General features: G+C 60.5%; 13 protein-coding genes, 6 tRNA genes and 1 other RNA gene. 13 read left to right on the top strand and 7 right to left on the bottom strand.

Annotation, left to right across the window (positions count from 1 at the left end):
* Nucleotides 1-34 precede the first annotated feature (34 nt).
* Both mgrA and ACJ8HT_RS00325 read left to right on the top strand, forming a co-directional pair.
* Nucleotides 35-1,030 (top strand): L-glyceraldehyde 3-phosphate reductase, encoded by a 996-nt coding sequence (mgrA, locus tag ACJ8HT_RS00330; RefSeq protein ID WP_197652369.1) that lies wholly within the window; start codon nt 35-37, stop codon nt 1,028-1,030.
* Nucleotides 1,031-1,253: 223 nt separating this feature from the next.
* Complete coding sequence (locus ACJ8HT_RS00325) at nt 1,254-1,658, top strand: DUF2502 domain-containing protein (protein WP_194572419.1); 405 nt, start codon at nt 1,254-1,256, stop codon at nt 1,656-1,658.
* Nucleotides 1,659-1,698: 40 nt separating this feature from the next.
* Here the strand turns inward: ACJ8HT_RS00325 and ACJ8HT_RS00320 are convergent, their stop codons facing one another.
* Entirely contained in the window at nt 1,699-2,934 is a 1,236-nt protein-coding gene (locus ACJ8HT_RS00320) for an Nramp family divalent metal transporter (protein WP_033635427.1), read from the bottom strand.
* A 377-nt stretch (nt 2,935-3,311) separates the two neighbouring features.
* On the opposite strand from ACJ8HT_RS00320, the gene ACJ8HT_RS00315 reads away from it, so the two are divergent.
* Nucleotides 3,312-4,499 (top strand): NupC/NupG family nucleoside CNT transporter, encoded by a 1,188-nt coding sequence (locus ACJ8HT_RS00315; protein WP_004936373.1) that lies wholly within the window; start codon nt 3,312-3,314, stop codon nt 4,497-4,499.
* Between the two features lie 118 nt (nt 4,500-4,617).
* Here the strand turns inward: ACJ8HT_RS00315 and ACJ8HT_RS00310 are convergent.
* Both ACJ8HT_RS00310 and ACJ8HT_RS00305 read right to left on the bottom strand, forming a co-directional pair.
* Nucleotides 4,618-4,693: transfer RNA gene (locus tag ACJ8HT_RS00310), tRNA-Ala, on the bottom strand.
* A 60-nt stretch (nt 4,694-4,753) separates the two neighbouring features.
* Nucleotides 4,754-4,829: transfer RNA gene (locus tag ACJ8HT_RS00305), tRNA-Ala, on the bottom strand.
* Between the two features lie 308 nt (nt 4,830-5,137).
* On the opposite strand from ACJ8HT_RS00305, the gene ACJ8HT_RS00300 reads away from it, so the two are divergent.
* Nucleotides 5,138-5,923, top strand: a complete 786-nt coding sequence (locus ACJ8HT_RS00300; RefSeq protein ID WP_087763448.1) for a formate/nitrite transporter family protein — start codon at nt 5,138-5,140, stop codon at nt 5,921-5,923.
* A 67-nt stretch (nt 5,924-5,990) separates the two neighbouring features.
* Here ACJ8HT_RS00300 and gltX read toward each other — a convergent pair whose 3' ends face one another.
* Nucleotides 5,991-7,406 (bottom strand): glutamate--tRNA ligase, encoded by a 1,416-nt coding sequence (gene gltX, locus ACJ8HT_RS00295; protein WP_033643946.1) that lies wholly within the window; start codon nt 7,404-7,406, stop codon nt 5,991-5,993.
* A 294-nt stretch (nt 7,407-7,700) separates the two neighbouring features.
* On the opposite strand from gltX, the gene ACJ8HT_RS00290 reads away from it, so the two are divergent.
* The 9 genes from ACJ8HT_RS00290 to ACJ8HT_RS00250 all read left to right on the top strand — a co-directional run bounded on the left by ACJ8HT_RS00290 (nt 7,701) and on the right by ACJ8HT_RS00250 (nt 12,620).
* Nucleotides 7,701-7,776: transfer RNA gene (locus ACJ8HT_RS00290), tRNA-Val, on the top strand.
* Between the two features lie 29 nt (nt 7,777-7,805).
* A tRNA-Val gene (locus tag ACJ8HT_RS00285) sits at nt 7,806-7,881 on the top strand.
* Nucleotides 7,882-7,919: 38 nt separating this feature from the next.
* Nucleotides 7,920-7,995: transfer RNA gene (locus tag ACJ8HT_RS00280), tRNA-Val, on the top strand.
* Nucleotides 7,996-8,002: 7 nt separating this feature from the next.
* Nucleotides 8,003-8,078 (top strand) — tRNA-Lys (locus ACJ8HT_RS00275).
* A 75-nt stretch (nt 8,079-8,153) separates the two neighbouring features.
* Nucleotides 8,154-8,277: non-coding RNA, RtT sRNA (locus ACJ8HT_RS00270), on the top strand.
* A gap of 204 nt (nt 8,278-8,481) precedes the next feature.
* Nucleotides 8,482-9,489 carry a Fe2+-enterobactin ABC transporter substrate-binding protein gene (gene fepB, locus ACJ8HT_RS00265; RefSeq protein WP_060419877.1) on the top strand — a complete coding sequence of 336 codons (1,008 nt, stop codon included), beginning with the start codon at nt 8,482-8,484 and terminating at the stop codon, nt 9,487-9,489.
* Nucleotides 9,490-9,703: 214 nt separating this feature from the next.
* On the top strand, nt 9,704-10,759 hold the full coding sequence (fepD, locus tag ACJ8HT_RS00260) for a Fe(3+)-siderophore ABC transporter permease (RefSeq protein WP_197652368.1): 1,056 nt from the start codon (nt 9,704-9,706) through the stop codon (nt 10,757-10,759).
* Nucleotides 10,759-11,796 carry an iron-enterobactin ABC transporter permease gene (gene fepG / locus ACJ8HT_RS00255; RefSeq protein WP_087762637.1) on the top strand — a complete coding sequence of 346 codons (1,038 nt, stop codon included), beginning with the start codon at nt 10,759-10,761 and terminating at the stop codon, nt 11,794-11,796. The genes fepD and fepG overlap by 1 nt, the downstream gene beginning before the upstream one ends.
* Nucleotides 11,797-11,813: 17 nt before the next feature.
* Nucleotides 11,814-12,620, top strand: a complete 807-nt coding sequence (locus ACJ8HT_RS00250; protein ID WP_049272132.1) for an ABC transporter ATP-binding protein — start codon at nt 11,814-11,816, stop codon at nt 12,618-12,620.
* A gap of 28 nt (nt 12,621-12,648) precedes the next feature.
* Here the strand turns inward: ACJ8HT_RS00250 and ACJ8HT_RS00245 are convergent, their stop codons facing one another.
* The 3 genes from ACJ8HT_RS00245 to budA all read right to left on the bottom strand — a co-directional run bounded on the left by ACJ8HT_RS00245 (nt 12,649) and on the right by budA (nt 16,876).
* Nucleotides 12,649-14,235 (bottom strand): ABC transporter substrate-binding protein, encoded by a 1,587-nt coding sequence (locus ACJ8HT_RS00245; protein ID WP_060419867.1) that lies wholly within the window; start codon nt 14,233-14,235, stop codon nt 12,649-12,651.
* Between the two features lie 143 nt (nt 14,236-14,378).
* Nucleotides 14,379-16,064 (bottom strand): acetolactate synthase AlsS, encoded by a 1,686-nt coding sequence (gene alsS, locus ACJ8HT_RS00240; RefSeq protein WP_033635442.1) that lies wholly within the window; start codon nt 16,062-16,064, stop codon nt 14,379-14,381.
* 32 nt (nt 16,065-16,096) lie between these two features.
* Complete coding sequence (budA, locus tag ACJ8HT_RS00235; protein WP_033643951.1) at nt 16,097-16,876, bottom strand: acetolactate decarboxylase; 780 nt, start codon at nt 16,874-16,876, stop codon at nt 16,097-16,099.
* Nucleotides 16,877-17,007 lie beyond the last annotated feature (131 nt).

The raw sequence follows: 17,007 nt of genomic DNA, 5'->3' as shown, positions 1-17,007 counted from the left end.
CAAAGCACTTCACCTCCCGCCGACAAGGATAACTATGTCCTACCAAGCCTCCCCTACGCGTTATCAAGATATGGCATACCGGCGCTGCGGCCGCAGCGGGCTGAAGCTGCCCGCCGTCTCGCTCGGGCTGTGGCACAACTTCGGCGACGCCACGCTGTACGATAACGCCCGCGGCCTGATCCGCTGCGCCTTCGATCGCGGCATTACCCATTTCGATTTGGCCAATAACTACGGCCCGCCGCCCGGCGCCGCCGAGGAGAACTTTGGCCGCATTCTCAACGCCGATCTGCGGGCCTGGCGCGATGAGCTGATCGTCTCGTCCAAAGCCGGTTACACCATGTGGCCCGGCCCCTACGGCGATTGGGGCTCGAAAAAGTACCTGATCGCCAGCCTCGATCAGAGCCTGAAGCGCATGGGGCTGGAGTATGTGGATATCTTTTATCACCACCGGCCGGATCCGGACACGCCGCTGGAAGAAACCATGGCGGCGCTGGATCTGCTAGTGCGCCAGGGCAAAGCGCTGTATGTCGGCCTGTCTAACTACCCGGCCGAGCGCGCACGGCAGGCGTTCGACATTCTGCAACGGCTCGGCACGCCGTGCGTGATCCACCAGCCCAAATATTCGATGTTGGAACGCGGGCCGGAGGCGGGATTGCTGGACACATTGGCGGAGCATGGCGTCGGGTCGATCGCCTTCTCCCCGCTGGCGGGCGGCCTGCTGACCGACCGCTACCTGCACGGCATCCCGCAAGATTCCCGCGCCGCCAGCGGCAGCGGCAGCCGCTTCCTGCAGCCGGAGCAACTGACCGCCGAACGGCTGGACAAGGTGCGCCGCCTCGATGCGCTGGCGCGGCAACGCGAGCAAAAGCTGTCGCAAATGGCGCTGGCCTGGGTGCTGCGCGGCGATCGCGTCACCTCGGTGCTGATCGGCGCCAGCAAGAATGCGCAGATAGAAGACGCGGTAGGCATGCTGGCCAATCGTCATTTCAGTGAAGAAGAGCTGGTTCAGATCGAACAAATCCTACTGTAATCGCTTACAAATACCGCCGCTCCACCGAGCGGCGATCCCCCAGAAAAATCTCAAATCTCGGCCTGCGGCGCCGTTTTCAGAGTGGCTCTCAGATTCAACCCTATGCGCCGGCGCTATGATGCCGATATTGCAGCAAAAATAACGATAAGGCCGCTTTTTAAACTGATGAACGCGCTTCATAAAGTGATTAACGGCCAGGCCGCGCAAGCGGAAAGGAGAAGTCATGTTTAAACCTCTGCTCTTGGCCGCTATCTTGGCGGCGACGGTGTTGCCCGCCGTACAGCAGGCTCACGCCGAAGGGCTCAGCATCGATCTGATGCCGGGCGTTTCATTGCGCATCGGCGATCAGGACAATCGCGGCCGTTACTGGGACGGTTACGACTGGCGCGATCGCGACTGGTGGCAAGGCCATCAGGGCCGCTATCTCGGCGACCGCAGCCCGCGTGGCTACTACTGGGACGGCTATCGCTGGCGCGATCGCGACTATTGGCGCAAATACTACTACTCTCGCGATGGCCGTTATTACAAGTGCGACCGCCGTTGCGACAAGCATTACTGGAAGAAAGAGAAAAAGCACCACCACGATCACGATCGCTGGCGCCGCCACGGCGATGACGACCGCGATTAACGACGACGGGCCGGCGCCATGCCGGCCCGCGCTTTTTTGCCTACAGCACGCTGCCGATCAGCAGGTAGCCGTTCAATCCCACCACCACCAGTACGATCAGCTTACCCAGGTTTTGCACCACTGGGCCGTTGACCATCTCCCCCATCAGCGCCCGATTGCCGGTGAAAGCCAGCAGCGGCACCAGCGCCAGCGCAATGCCGAAGCTGAGCAGCACCTGGCTCAGCACCAGAATGCGCGTCGCGTCCATCCCCAGCATGATGACGATAAACGACGGCAGCATGGTCACCGCGCGCCGCAGCCACAGCGGGATATGGAAATGCACGAACCCTTGCATCACCACCTGCCCCGCCAGCGTGCCCACCACGGTAGAGGAGAGGCCGGCGGCCACCAGGCTCAGACCAAACACGGTGGCAGCGGCCTGCCCGAGCAGCGGTTGCAGCGTCAGGTAAGCCACGTCAAGATCGGCGATGCCGCTGTGGCCGCTGAAATGAAACGCGGCGGCGGCGGTGGCCATCATCGCCAGGTTAACGAAACCGGCAATGGTCATGGCCACGGCGACATCGACTTTGGTGGCGGCATAGCGCTCCGCCTTGTCGTGCTCGCCGCCGATTTGGGTGAGCGACGAATGCAGGTAGATTACATGCGGCATGATGGTGGCGCCCAATACCCCGGCGGCCAGAAATACCGCATCGCCGTTAGGCAGATCGGGCAGCGCCATGCCCTTCAGCAGCGGCGCGAGCTGCGGCTGGGAGAACGCCAGCTCGACGATATAAGCGGCAGCGACGAACAGCAGCAGGCCGCCAATCACCAGCTCCAGCGGCTTTTGCCCGCGCTTTTGCAGCATCAAGATTAAAAAGGTGGCGATGCCGGTCAGCACTGCGCCCTGCAACAGGGAAACGCCGAGCAGCAGCTTGAAGCCGATTGCCGCGCCGATAAACTCGGCCAGATCGGTCGCCATGGCGATGATCTCCGCCTGCACCCAATAGGCCCACACCGCCGGCCGCGGAAAGCGATCGCGAATATGCTCGGCCAGGTTTTTCCCGGTGGCGATGCCCAGCTTGGCGGACAACAGCTGGATCAGCATCGCCATCACGTTGGCCCAAACCACCACCCACAGCAGGCTGTAGCCGAACGAGGCGCCGGCCTGGATGTTGGTGGCGAAGTTACCGGGATCGATATAGCCGATAGCGGCGATGAAGGCGGGCCCCATCAGCGAGAGTTTGATTTTTCTGGCGGAGCGCCCGGAGGTGGTTTCAACCACGCGACTGTTCAGCATATGTTGAACCCTTACTGAAATTACGTTTATCTCCACTCTATATAAATGATAATAATTATCAAGCGCATTTAGAGCGGTAAAACTTATCTCTGTAATAGCCAACATTAACGGTTTTATCGAAGGGTTCAGCGCGGAGCTTGCCGATTTCCGTGCTTTTCTGATGGGATTTTGGCTGCAATACCCCTGAAAGACAGGTTAGCACAAGAATACGAATTTCCTATTGCTGCTTTAACATCTTGATTTTTTATGCTTTTGCGCAACACTTTAGGAGAACCCCCACTATGATTTTCCATATTTGCAATAGAAGTCTCGTTTTTAAACGTAGCGTTACATAAAATGACAGCCGAAATTCAGCCTGCCTCAAATTTGGAGCAAACATGTCCCATATTGCGCACTTTGCGTTGGCGATAGTGGTGGTGGCGATCCTGGCCCTGTTGGTGTGCCGCGATCGTAAAAGCATCCGCATTCGCTATGTTATTCAACTACTGGTTATCGAAGTACTGCTGGCCTACTTTTTCCTGCATTCGGAAGCGGGTTTGGGCTTCGTAAAAGGATTTGCCGCGCTGTTTGACAAACTGCTCGGGTTTGCGGGACAAGGGACTGATTTCGTGTTCGGCGGCATGGGCGACAAAGGCCTGGCGTTCTTCTTCCTGAAGGTGCTGTGCCCGATCGTCTTCATTTCGGCGCTGATCGGTATTCTGCAGTACATCAAGGTGCTGCCGTTCATCATCCGTATTATCGGTACCGTGCTGTCGAAAGTGAACGGCATGGGCAAGCTGGAGTCGTTCAACGCCGTCAGTTCGCTGATCCTGGGCCAATCCGAAAACTTCATCGCCTATAAGGATATCCTGGGCAAGATGTCGGAAAAGCGCATGTACACCATGGCGGCGACCGCGATGTCTACGGTGTCCATGTCCATCGTCGGCGCCTACATGACCATGCTGGACGCCAAGTTCGTGGTGGCAGCGCTGGTATTGAACATGTTCAGCACCTTTATCGTGCTGTCGCTGGTCAACCCGTACGACACCAATAAAGAAGAAGAGCTGCACCTCGGCAACCTGCACGAAGGCCAGAGCTTCTTCGAAATGCTGGGTGAATATATCCTGGCCGGCTTCAAAGTAGCGATTATCGTTGCCGCGATGCTGATCGGCTTCATCGCCCTGATCGCCGCGCTCAACGGTGTGTTCAGCGCCATCTTCGGCCTGAGCTTCCAGGAAATCCTCGGCTACTTCTTCTACCCGTTCGCCTGGATCATGGGGATTCCTAAACACGAAGCCCTGCAGGTTGGCAGCATCATGGCCACCAAGCTGGTTTCCAACGAGTTCGTGGCAATGATGGAGCTGCAGAAAGTGTCTGCCGAACTGTCGCCGCGCAGCCTGGGGATCCTGTCGGTGTTCCTGGTGTCCTTCGCCAACTTCTCCTCCATCGGCATCGTGGCCGGTGCGATCAAGGGCCTGAACGAACACCAGGGCAACGTGGTGTCGCGCTTTGGCCTGAAGCTGGTGTACGGCTCTACGCTGGTCAGCATCCTGTCCGCTTCCATCGCGGGTCTGGTGCTGGGCTAAGCCTCGAACCGGCTGCCATAACAAGGCGCCTGCGGGCGCCTTTTTTGTTGGCCTGCATTCGGCGAAGGTGAAATGACGCAAAGCAAAAAGCCGACCCTAAGGTCGGCTTTTTAAATGGTGGTGGAGCTAGACGGGATCGAACCGTCGACCTCTTGCATGCCATGCAAGCGCTCTCCCAGCTGAGCTATAGCCCCACAAAAGTGGTACGCTTTGACCGGCGTTACGGTATTCCCCAACCTCTCTGAGAAGAAGGTTGGTGGAGCTAGACGGGATCGAACCGTCGACCTCTTGCATGCCATGCAAGCGCTCTCCCAGCTGAGCTATAGCCCCGTTCCACAATCACTTTGTGCTGTGAACGGGGCGCATAATATGAAACCCGCTCAAAGCTGTCAACGGCTAAATTGAATTCCTGAATCAAGCGTTGAAAAAGCCGCCAAATCAGCATGTTTGGCGCCAAAAAATCATCACTTTGTGCAGAGTTCATCCATTTTGCGCGCTACATCTCAAAATGGCAAAAGACCCTGTATATCACGTTGATTTTTAATTAACGGAATGTTAGCGAAATGCGCTTGAGTCGGACTCCCGAGCGGCATAGACTGCCCGCGCCATAAACTTCATTACTATAAACCGAGTCCGTCATGTCTTTGCATTCACCAAAAGAAATCGCCGCCCTCGCCGTTCAGGCCGGGGTAAACAAAAGCCGCGCCCCTCTCGCTAATCTGTTGATTCTGGGCTTTCTCGCCGGCGCCTTTATTGCCACCGGCTTTCTGCTGGATATTCACGTCATCGGCACCCTGCCGGCCGAATGGGGCTCTTTCGGCGCCCTGTTGGGTGCCGCGGTCTTTCCTATCGGTTTGATCCTGACCATTCTGGCCGGTGGCGAACTGTTGACCGGCAACATGATGACCCTACCGATGGCCTGGTTTGCCCGCGAAATCCCCGCCATCGCCGTGCTGCGCAACTGGTTTTGGGTCACCCTGGCCAACCTGGCCGGCAGCCTGGCCGTCGCCTACTTCTTCGGTCATTTGCTGGGCCTGACCGAAGGCGCGTTCTTGCATAAGACGCTGGCGATCGCGCAGGCCAAAGTGGATGCGGACTTCCTGCACGCCTTCATTTCTGGCGTCGGCTGCAACTGGCTGGTGTGCCTGGCGGTGTGGTTAGCCTTCGCCAGCAAGGATGTGCCGGGCAAAGTGATCGGCATGTGGTTCCCGGTCATGGCTTTTGTCGCCATCGGCTTCCAGCACGTGGTGGCGAATATGTTCATCATCCCGGCGGCCATCTTTGCCGGCGGCATGGGCTGGGAGCAGTATCTGCCCAATTTCATCGCGGTATTTCTTGGCAACGCGCTGGGAGGCGCCGGCTTTGTCGGGCTGATGTATTTCCTCGCCTACCGCCCGGGGCTGCCGGCTAGCGAGCAAGCCTGACGCATCGCCATGAAAAAAGCCCCGGGATCGCTCCACGGGGCTTTTTCATTATGGCGTCTCAGCCAAATCAGGCTTGCGCTTCGCGCTCGGCGATGTAAGCCAGCGCCATGTCGATGCGCTGCAGCGAACGCTTCTGGCCGATCGCATGCACGGTCACGTCCATGCCCGGCGACTGGCCGGCGCCGGTCACCGCAACGCGCAGCGGCATGCCGACTTTACCCATGCCGACCCCCAGCTCATCCGCCGTGCCCTGAATGGCGTCGTGCACGTTTTCCGGCGTCCAGACGGTGATGGCGGCCAGCTTGGCGCGCACCGCTTCCAGCGGCTGACGCGCCACCGGGCGCAGGTGCTTCTTGGCCGCGTCGGCGTCGAACTCGCTGAAGTCTTCGTAGAAGTAACGGCAGGACTCCGCCATCTCTTTCAGCGTTTTGCAACGCTCGCCCAGCAGCTTGACGATGTCTTTCAGTTCCGGGCCGTTGCGGGTTTCAATGCCCAGCTGCTCAACGTGCCATGCCAGATGCACCGCCACTTCTTCCGCCGGCATATGGTTGATGTAGTGGTGGTTCAGCCACTGCAGCTTCTCGGTGTTGAACGCGCTGGCGGATTTGTTGATCGCTTCCAGCGTGAAGAACTCTTTCATCTCATCGATGGAGAAGATCTCCTGATCGCCGTGGGACCAGCCCAGGCGCACCAGATAGTTCAGCAGCGCCTGCGGCAGGTAGCCGTCGTCGCGGTACTGCATAACGCCCACGGCGCCGTGACGCTTGGACAGCTTTTTACCGTCGTCGCCGAGGATCATCGACACGTGCGCGTATTCCGGCACCGGCGCGCCCAGCGCTTTGAGAATGTTGATCTGGCGCGGGGTGTTGTTGATGTGGTCTTCGCCGCGGATCACATGGGTGATTTCCATGTCCCAGTCATCGACGACGACGCAGAAGTTATAGGTTGGCGAACCGTCGGTGCGGCGGATGATCAGATCGTCCAGCTCCTGGTTGCTGAATTCGATCGGGCCGCGAATTTTGTCGTCGAAGATCACCGAGCCTTCCTGCGGGTTGCGGAAGCGCACCACGTGCGGCTCGTCGTCGGTGTGGCTGCACTGGCTGTCGCGGCAGTGGCCGTCGTAACGCGGCTTCTCGCCGTTTTCCATCTGCTTCTCGCGCAGCGCTTCCAGACGTTCCTTGGAGCAATAGCATTTATAGGCCGTGCCTTGCTCCAGCATCTCGTCGATGACCGCGTTGTAACGATCGAAACGCTTGGTCTGGAAATACGGGCCTTCATCCCAATCCAGGTTCAACCAGTTCATGCCATCCATAATTGCGTCGATCGCGTCCTGGGTGGAGCGTTCCAGATCGGTATCTTCGATACGCAGAACGAACTCACCGCCCGCATGGCGGCTGAACAACCAGGAGTAAAGTGCGGTACGCGCGCCGCCGACGTGAAGATAGCCGGTCGGGCTTGGTGCAAAACGGGTTTTGATTTTCATTGGGTTCACTGCCTTATTACGCAACGCGTGTCGGCGGTTGCCGACGATTGCTCGGAATTGAAAAAAGAGTGGACGACATTGTATCACCACGCGCTAATTCCTCAACGCCGACACGATATTGCACCGGTCGATTTCGCGCGTTTTGCGGCGAGTTTCGCATAGCGTTGCGCAAAGAATCGGCGCCGTTGGCGATAATTATCGCGCCCTGCCTAAATTTGCGGCGAACGATTGAAATCATTTTAAAAACCGTTGACTCACTTTGAACTATCCCTATAATGCGACTCCAACAAGACGGGGCGATTAGCTCAGTTGGTAGAGCATCTCCTTTACACGGAGGGGGTCGGCGGTTCGAGCCCGTCATCGCCCACCATCTTGTTGAGTAAAAATGAGAACGAATGAGGGTGATTAGCTCAGTTGGTAGAGCATCTCCTTTACACGGAGGGGGTCGGCGGTTCGAGCCCGTCATCACCCACCATCATTCTCTCGTTTAGCAGTACCTGGAAGTCCTGAAGTGGGTGATTAGCTCAGTTGGTAGAGCATCTCCTTTACACGGAGGGGGTCGGCGGTTCGAGCCCGTCATCACCCACCACTTCTGCGGGTCGTTAGCTCAGTTGGTAGAGCAGTTGACTTTTAATCAATTGGTCGCAGGTTCGAATCCTGCACGACCCACCAATTCAGAAAAAAGCGCCTTTTGGCGCTTTTTTCGTTTCTGCGCCACCCACCTCTGACTTCATCTTCTCGCAGGCATAGTTTACCGAGTCGTGCAGGATGAAGAACCGTAGAGGTTCGAGCATCGCGCAGCGATACGACAACGCGCAGCGTTGCCCGCAGGGTGAGGCCACAGGCCGAATCAATCCTGCACGACCCACCAATTCAGAAAAAAGCGCCTTTTGGCGCTTTTTTCGTTTCTGCCGCACTCACTTCCCCTTCTTCTTATTCTCTCTATTCACCACACGCTAAAATACGAATGGTTATCATTTTGGCGGCTTGAATGGTAAATTAGCGGGCATCCACCACGCAGCCAATCCGCCGCCGGATTGATACGCCTTAGTTCAAGGAAAGAAAGAGCCCGCTCATGACCCTATCCTTACGCCAGCTGTTCATTGCATTTATCGCCACTTCCAGCCTGCTGCTCAGCGGCTGCGGCCCGGACGACAAGAGCGACGGGCAGAAACCGTCCGCCCCCGCCGCCGACAGCAGTTGGCCGCGCACCATCGACAGCGCCAAAGGGAAGTTCACGCTGGAAAAACCGCCGCAGCGCATCGTGTCCACCAGCGTCACCATCACCGGCACGCTGCTGGCGATCGACGCCCCGGTGGTCGCCAGCGGCGCCACCAGCCCGAACCCTCTGGTGGCCGATAAACAAGGCTTCTTTACCCAGTGGAGCGAGGTAGCCAAACAGCGCCACGTCGAACGATTGTATCAGGTGGAGCCCAATGCCGAAGCCGTCGCCGCCGCCGCGCCGGATTTGATCGTCGTCGCCGCAACCGGCGGGGATTCGGCGTTGAAACTGTATGATCAGCTGTCCGCCATTGCACCGACGCTGGTGCTCGATTATGGCGACAAAAGCTGGCAACAGCTGGCCAGCGAGCTCGGCGAGATCACCGGCCATGAAGCCGGCGCCAAACAGGCGGAAGATCGTTTCGAACAGCGCGTGGAGCAAGTGAAGCAGGCGATCGCGCTGCCGCCGCAGCCGACCACCCCGCTGGTGTATGCCGACAACGGCCGCGAGGCCATGCTGTGGACGCCGGGGTCCGCCCAGGGCAAGCTGCTGACCCAGCTCGGCTTCCAACTGGCCACCCCGCCGGAAAGCGCCAAAGGCAATGCCAGCATGGGTAAACGCCATGACATCATCCAGATCTCCGGCGAAAAAATGGCCGAGGGCCTGAACGGCAAGACGCTGATCCTGTTCGCCACCAACGAGCGTAAAGTGCAAGAGGTGCTGACCAACCCGTTCCTCAAACATCTGGAGCCGGTGGAACAGCGGCACGTCTACGCCGTCGGCAACGACACTTTCCGTCTCGATTACTACAGCGCCACCAACATGCTGAACCAAATCGAACGGCTGTTCAAAAAGCCCTGAACCACGCCGTCGGCAGGCCAACCTCCTGCCGACGTTTGCCATAAACAGGGCAAGCGTTCACATTCAATCAATTGAAATATCAATAGTTATTAACATCGTCAACGCACCTGCGCCACCAACCGGCGGGTGCATGCGGGCGTAAACTCGTGCTACTATTAGCGCCCGCATGAACGCAAATAACAATGAGAATAAAAATCATACAGGAGTTACCGGTGTGAACGTACCCACTCCGACTGAGCGGACGCTTTCGTCCGCACCGCACGCAGCTTACGCCAGTGGCTTCAAACGCATCGCCGGGTTCGGTATCGGCTTGGCGCTGTTGCTGCTGTGCAGCATTGCCAGCCTGATGCTGGGTTCCAAAGCCATCCCCTTCCATACCGTCTGGCTCAGCCTGCAGGGCGCCGCGAGCGGTTCCGACAGCACCATCATTCTCAACGCCCGGGTTCCCCGCACGCTGGCGGGCATCTTGGCCGGCATGGCGCTCGGCGCCGCCGGCGCGCTGATTCAGGCGTTGACGCGCAATCCGCTGGCCGATCCCGGCGTGCTCGGCATCAACGCCGGCGCCAGCTTCGCCGTGGTCATCGGCATCATGTTTTTCGGCGCGGCCACCACCGAAAGCTATATGGCCTACGCCTTCGCCGGTGCCGCCCTCACCACCCTGCTGGTCTACCTGATCGGCACGCTGGCGGGCGGGCGCATCAACCCGGTGCGGCTGACGCTGGCCGGCGTGGCGATCGGCGCGGTATTGCTCGGCATCACCACCGGGCTGTCGCTGATCGATCCGCAAACCTTCGACCAACTGCGCTTCTGGCAGGCCGGCACGCTGGATATCCGCACGCTGTCCACGCTGCCGGTTACCGCCCCCGCCATTTTGCTCGGCTGCCTGCTGACGCTGCTCATCGCCAGGCCGCTGAATACCATCGGCATGGGGGAAGATCTGGCTATCGCGCTCGGCGCGCGCGTGGTGCTGACTCAGGTCGTCGCGGTGATCGCCATCACGTTGCTGTGCGGTGCGGCGACCGCCACCGTCGGCCCAATCAGTTTCATCGGCCTGATGGTGCCGCATATCGCCCGCTGGTGGGTCGGCCCCGACCAGCGCTGGATCCTGCCCTACTCCATGCTGCTGGCGCCGATTTTACTGCTGTGCGCCGACGTGGTCGGCCGTTTGCTGGCGGCCGGTGAGCTGCGCGTTTCCATCGTGGCGGCCTTCATCGGCGCGCCGGTGCTGATCTGGCTGGTGCGCCGCAAGAAAACGCTGGGGGGTCTGTGATGAGTCTGCCCCACACGTTGCATATCGGCCGCCCGGACGGCGTCATCAACTGGCGCATGCCGCTGCGCCTGCTGCTGGTCAATCTTTCGCTGCTGGCGTTGTGTCTGGCGATGGCCGTTGCCGCGCTGTGCTACGGCACGCTGCAGCTTTCGCTGGAGCAGGTCTTTGCCGCGCTCAGCGGCGAGGCGCCGAAAAATCTGGTCACCGTGGTCACCCAATGGCGTTTGCCGCGTATCGCCATGGCGCTGTTGTTAGGCGGCGCGCTCGGCATGAGCGGCGCCATCTTCCAGTCGATTATCCGCAACCCGCTCGGCAGCCCGGACGTGATTGGCTTTAACATGGGGGCTTACACCGGCGCGCTGATCGCCATCACCCTGTTCAACGGCGGCTATTACTACATCGCCGGCGGTGCGCTGGCCGGCGGCATTCTCGCCGCGCTGGCCATCTATCTGCTGGCCTGGCGTCAAGGCATCGCCGGCTTCCGGCTGATCATCGTCGGCATCGCCATCAGCGCGGTGCTGGTCTCCACCAATACCTGGCTGATCATCACCGCCTCGCTGGAGCGCGCCATGGACGCCGCCATGTGGCAGGCCGGTTCGCTCAACGGCATGACCTGGCAGAAAGCCCAGCCCGCCACGGCGTTCATCGTGCTGGCGGCCGCGGCCGCGCTGCTGATGGGCAAACGGCTGCAGCTGCTGGAAATGGGCGACGACACGGCGCGCGCGCTGGGCGTGAACGCCGAAGGCAGCCGGCTGTGGCTGATGCTGTTCGGCGTCACCCTCACCGCCGCCGTCACCGCCACCGCCGGGCCGATTTCCTTTATCGCGCTGGCGGCACCGCAGATCGCCCGCCGCCTGGCCGGACAATCCTCGGTCACCCTGACGTCCTCGGCGCTGATGGGCGCGACGCTGCTGCTCGGCGCCGACGTGGTGTCCCAACATCTTTTTGCGCCGATCCAACTGCCGGTCGGGGTCGTGACCGTCTGCATCGGCGGCCTGTACCTGATTTGGCTGCTCATCCGTGAGGCCCGCAGATAATGAAAAGTGATAACGCCATGAGCCACCGCCTGCACGCCTCGCACCTGAAGCTGGGCTACGACAATAAAATCATCGCTGACGATCTGAGCGTGGCGATCCCCGACGGCGCCTTCACGGTGATCGTCGGGCCGAACGCCTGCGGCAAATCGACGCTGCTGCGCGCCCTGTGCCGCCTGCTGAAACCCAGCGCCGGCGAGGTGATGCTGGACGGCAAGAACATCAGCAGCTTCGCCACCAAGGCGCTGGCGCGCGAGCTTGGGCTGCTGCCGCAAACTTCGATCGCCCCGGACAGCATTACCGTGGCGGACCTGGTATCGCGCGGCCGCTATCCGCACCAGAGCCTGCTGAAACAGTGGACGCAGGCCGACAAACAGGCGGTGGAAGCCGCCATGGCGGCCACCAACGTCAGCCAGTTGGCGGACCGCAGCGTTGACGAGCTGTCCGGCGGGCAGCGCCAGCGCGTTTGGGTGGCGATGGCGTTGGCGCAGCAAACGCCGCTGCTGCTGCTGGATGAACCGACCACCTACCTGGACATCGCGCACCAAATCGAGCTGCTGGATCTGTTTCGCCAGCTCAACCGCGAGCACGGCCAAACTCTCATCGCGGTGCTGCACGATCTCAACCACGCCTGTCGCTATGCCGATCACATCATCGCCATGCGCGACGGCAAGATCGTAGCGGAGGGGAACCCGGCGGAAATCATCACCGCCGAGCTGGTGGAACGGGTGTTCGGCATGCCGTGCATGATCATCGACGATCCGCTGTCCCACACGCCGCTGGTGATCCCGCGCGGCCGCTACCACTGCGACGCGCCGCAGGCATGAAAAAGGCCGGGTTACCCCGGCCTTTTCGTTACTTCTCCAGCGACACCTGCTTGAAGATGTGTTTGCCGAACGGGTCTATCTCGTAACCTTTCACTTCCTTGCGCACCGGTTCGAAAATGGTCGAGTGCGCGATCATCAGCGCCGGCATCTGATCGTGCATCATCACCTGCGCCTGCTGGTACATCGCCACCCGCTTGGCGTGATCGTTCTCCTCGCGCGCCTGCAGGATCAACTGGTCGAACGGTTTGTAGCACCATTTCGCTGAGTTGGAGCCGCCGAGCGAAGCGCAGGTGAACAGCGGGCCGAAGAAGTTGTCCGGATCGCCGTTGGCGGTGGTCCAGCCCATCAACGCCGTCTGGTGCTCGCCGTTTTTAATCCGCTGCAAATATTCGCCCCACTCGAAGGTGACGATTTTGGCGCGCACGCCGATGTTGGCCCAGTCGGCCTGGATCATCTCCGCCATGCGCTTGGCGTTAGGATTGTAGGGCCGCTGCACCGGCATCGCCCACAGATCGATGTCGAACCCCTGCCCCAGCCCGGCTTCCTGCAACAGCTGCTTCGCCCGCTCCGGCGAATACGGGTAGTCTTCAAGCTGCGCGTTGCTGCCCCACTGGGTCGGCGGCAGCAGGTTCTTGGCCGGCTGGCCGGCGCCGTGGAACACCGCCTCGATGATCGCCGGCTTGTTGACCGCCAGCGCCAACGCCTGGCGTACCTTGACGTTATCCAACGGTTTTTTCTGGGTATTGAACGCCAGGAAGCCGATATTCAAGCCGGATTTTTCCATCACCTGAAGGTTGCCGTCCTGCCGCATGCGCGCCAGATCCGCCGGGTTGGGGAACGGCATCACCTGGCACTCGTTCTTTTGCAGCTTGGCGTAACGCACCGTCGCATCCGGCGTGATCGAAAACACCAGCCGATCGATCTTCGGTTTGCCTTCCCAGTAGCGGTCGAACGCCTTGTAGAGGATTTTCGCGTCCTTCTGGTACTGCACCAGCTGGAACGGCCCGGTGCCTATCGGATCGTTGTCCACCCGCTGCGGCGTACCGGCCTTCAGCATCGCGTCGGCATATTCCGCCGAAAAAATAGTGGCGAAGTACATGCCCAGATCGGCGACGAACGGCGCCTCGGCGCGGGAGAGCTCAAAGCGCACGGTGTGATCGTCCACCTTGACGATCCGGTCGATCAGCGTGCCGAACTCCATCGACTCGAAGTTGGTGTAGGCGCCGTTGGAGACCTTGTGATACGGGTTGTTGGCGTCCTTTTGCCGCATAAACGAGAAGATGACGTCATCGGCGTTGAAATCGCGGGTAGGCGTGAAATATTTATTGCTCTGGAATGCCACGCCCTTGCGCAGGTGGAAGGTATAGCGCTTGCCGTCCTCGCTCACTTCCCAGCTTTCCGCCAGGCTGGGTTGCAGCTCGACGGTGCCGGGTTTGAAGTCCACCAGCCGGTTGTAGATCGCCGCCGAACTGGCGTCCACCGTGGTGCCGGAGGTGAACAGCTGCGGGTTGAAGCCTTCCGGCGAGCCTTCGGAACAGTAGACCAGCGTATTGGCCCGCGCGCCGCCGGCTATCGCCAACGCCAGCAGCCCGATCGTTATTGCTTTTCTTTTCATTGCGCTATCCCCAGTGGTGAAAAAACAGCCCAACGGATAGCAATAAATCATGCAGTTAGCGAAGTAAAGGACAAATTCCGCGCATAAAAACGGGCAGGCGCGCAAGCGGCCTGCCCCGGTGAAACCGCGCGATGATGATGAAATTAAATCATCTGGCTGAAGTTCATCTGCGCCATCAGCTTATAGTTGTCGGCGTAGTCGACCGGAATGGCCACCACCACCGGCCCCTGGATCGCCATCGCCTTGCGCAGCATCGGCCGTAGATCGTCCACCGACTGCACGGCGAAACCGACCGCGCCGCAGGATTCCGCGTAGGCCTTGAAGTCAATCGGCCCGAACTCCACGCCGGATTTGCGCTGGTATTTGTTCACTTCCTGCATCTCCACCATGTTGTAGGCGTTATCGACCCAGATGACGTGCACGATGTTGTTTTTCAGCCGCACCGCGGTCTCCAGCTCCATGCTCGACTGCATGAACCCGCCGTCGCCGGAGATAGACACCACTTTATCGCCGGGGCGCACCAGCGCCGCGCCGATGGCCCACGGCAGCGCCACCCCCATGGTTTGCTGGCCGTTGGAGATCAACAGCTGGCGGGCGCGGAAGCTGTACAGGTAGCGGGCGATCCAGATATGGAAACTGCCCATGTCCACGCACAGGGTTACATCGTCGCTGACGATGTCCTGCAGCTCCTTGACGATGCGCAGCGGATGGATCGGCATGCCGCCGCGGCGGGCGGCGCGCTCCGCCAGTTCAGTGCGCTGGCGGCCGAGATCGGTGAGAATCAGCTCCACCTCCGGCGGCACGCAGACCGCCTCAGTGAACGTTTCGGTCATCATGTTCAGCGTGGCGCTGATGTTGCCCACCAGCTCGACGTCCGGCCGATAGCAGGTATCGATATCCGCCGGCAGCACGTCGATGTGCACCAGTTTCAGCCGCCCGTGGCTGTTCCACATGCAGGGATCGTATTCGATCGGATCATAGCCGACGCTCACCACCAGGTCGGCCTTCTGCAACAGCTGATCGGCCGGCTGGTTGTTGAACAGGCCGACGCGGCCGGCGAAACGGGCGAAGTGGTTGACGTCGATCACCCCCGCCGCCTGATAGGTGCCGACCACCGGCATATGGGTGCGATACAGCAGATGGCGCACCGCCTCGCTGTTCTCCGGCCGGCTGGCCTGCAGGCCGAGCAGCAATACCGGGCATTTGGCCTGGCGGATCAGTTTCACCGCCGCCTGAATGTCGTCCGCCGCGGCGGCCCCCATGCGCGGCAAGCGGCAGCCGGCCAGCACCGGCGCGCTGACCGGTTCATTGACGATATCCATCGGCAGGCTGACGAACGATGCCCCCGGCCGGCCGAACTCGGCGCGGCGAAAGGCGTTGGCGATCACCTCGGAAATCGCCGAACCGGCATGCACTTCGGCGCAATACTTGGTCACCGGCCGGAACATGCTGACGGTATCCATGCTCTGGTGCGTCTGCTTCAGGCTGTCGGCGCGCTTCACCGCCCCGCCGAAGGCCACCACCGCGTCCCCTTCCGAAGTGGCGGTGGCCAGCCCGGTGATCAGGTTGGAGCTGCCCGGCCCGGAGGTGACCAGCGCCACCCCGGCCTTACCGGTCAAGCGGCCGACCGCCGCCGCCATAAAGGCCGCGTTGGCCTCATGCCGCACCACCACCGTTTCAATCGATGGCGCGTCCTCCAGCGAGTCGAACACCCGGTCGATCTTGGCGCCCGGAATGCCGAAAACGTGTTTGACGCCCTGCGCTTCCAGGTTTTTCACCACCAAATCGGCGCCGCATTGCCAGTCATTGCCTGTTTTTTCCTGTGCCATGGTTCCACCTCCTAAGAAAACGATCGCCGGGGTTAGCCCTCGGCGGAACGAATCGCGCGATCCAAATCCTCTGGGCAGAGGTTGGCGCGCAAGAAATCCGCATCATGCGGTAACTGAAGATTGAGACGCGTGATGACGCCGAACTGCAGACGGCCATGATCGAGCTGGTAGTCCAGCACGTGGCCGCCGCCGCTGCGGTCGTCGGTAACGAAGTGTTCGTGATAGCCGGCCACGCCGATGCCCTGCATGTAATCCGGCGAGCGGAAACCGACCAGCGTGCCGCGCCGCTGATGGAATGAGAAGGTCGGCTGCTCTTCTATCGCCTCCAGCATCGGGCGGTAGGGCCGCTCCTGGCGCGGCACGGTACGGGTTTCCACGTGGCTGAACTCGCCGTCGACCCGCACCGCGCAAAACAGGTTCGGCGAGGCGACCTGCTCGTCGATGCACTGGTGCAGCTGCGCCTTGGTGATTGGCCGGTCGAATTGCTGGCTGACGCTGGGCTGGAAAAAGGTGACGACGGCGAAGGGGGTTTTCTGCTGCAGGCCGGCCGGCCGGGCGCTGCCGTCGGCGCGCAGCTGGTGTATTTCCTGATCGAAGGCGATCAGTTCGCCGTCCAGGTGATTGAAGGTGCCAAGGCCGAAATCGCCGTGCTTGAGCAGCTCGGCAATGGTGGTCTCCCCCTCGTAAACCCCGTCGATGAGCGCGCTCATCAGCGAGATTTGATAGATTTCGCCCTCCCCGGCGTTGATCGACTGCCTGGCAAAACCCTGCGCCAAATGGCGCGCACAGGAACACCCGTGTTTTTCGTTCATGACTGACTCCTCCACCAGCGCGGGATCGCGGTTCCGCGCGTTCAAAAGACCCACCGACGGTGAGCCAAGATGTCCCCCAAGGCGCGTTCATCAGTTGGAACGATTCAGCCTAAGGCGACAAAAAAACCGGC

Source organism: Serratia sp. CY44782 (assembly GCF_052168715.1).
Lineage (GTDB): Bacteria > Pseudomonadota > Gammaproteobacteria > Enterobacterales > Enterobacteriaceae > Serratia > Serratia nevei.
The sequence above is the reverse complement of the archived record's forward strand: the minus strand, read 5'-3'. Positions and strand labels throughout refer to the sequence as shown.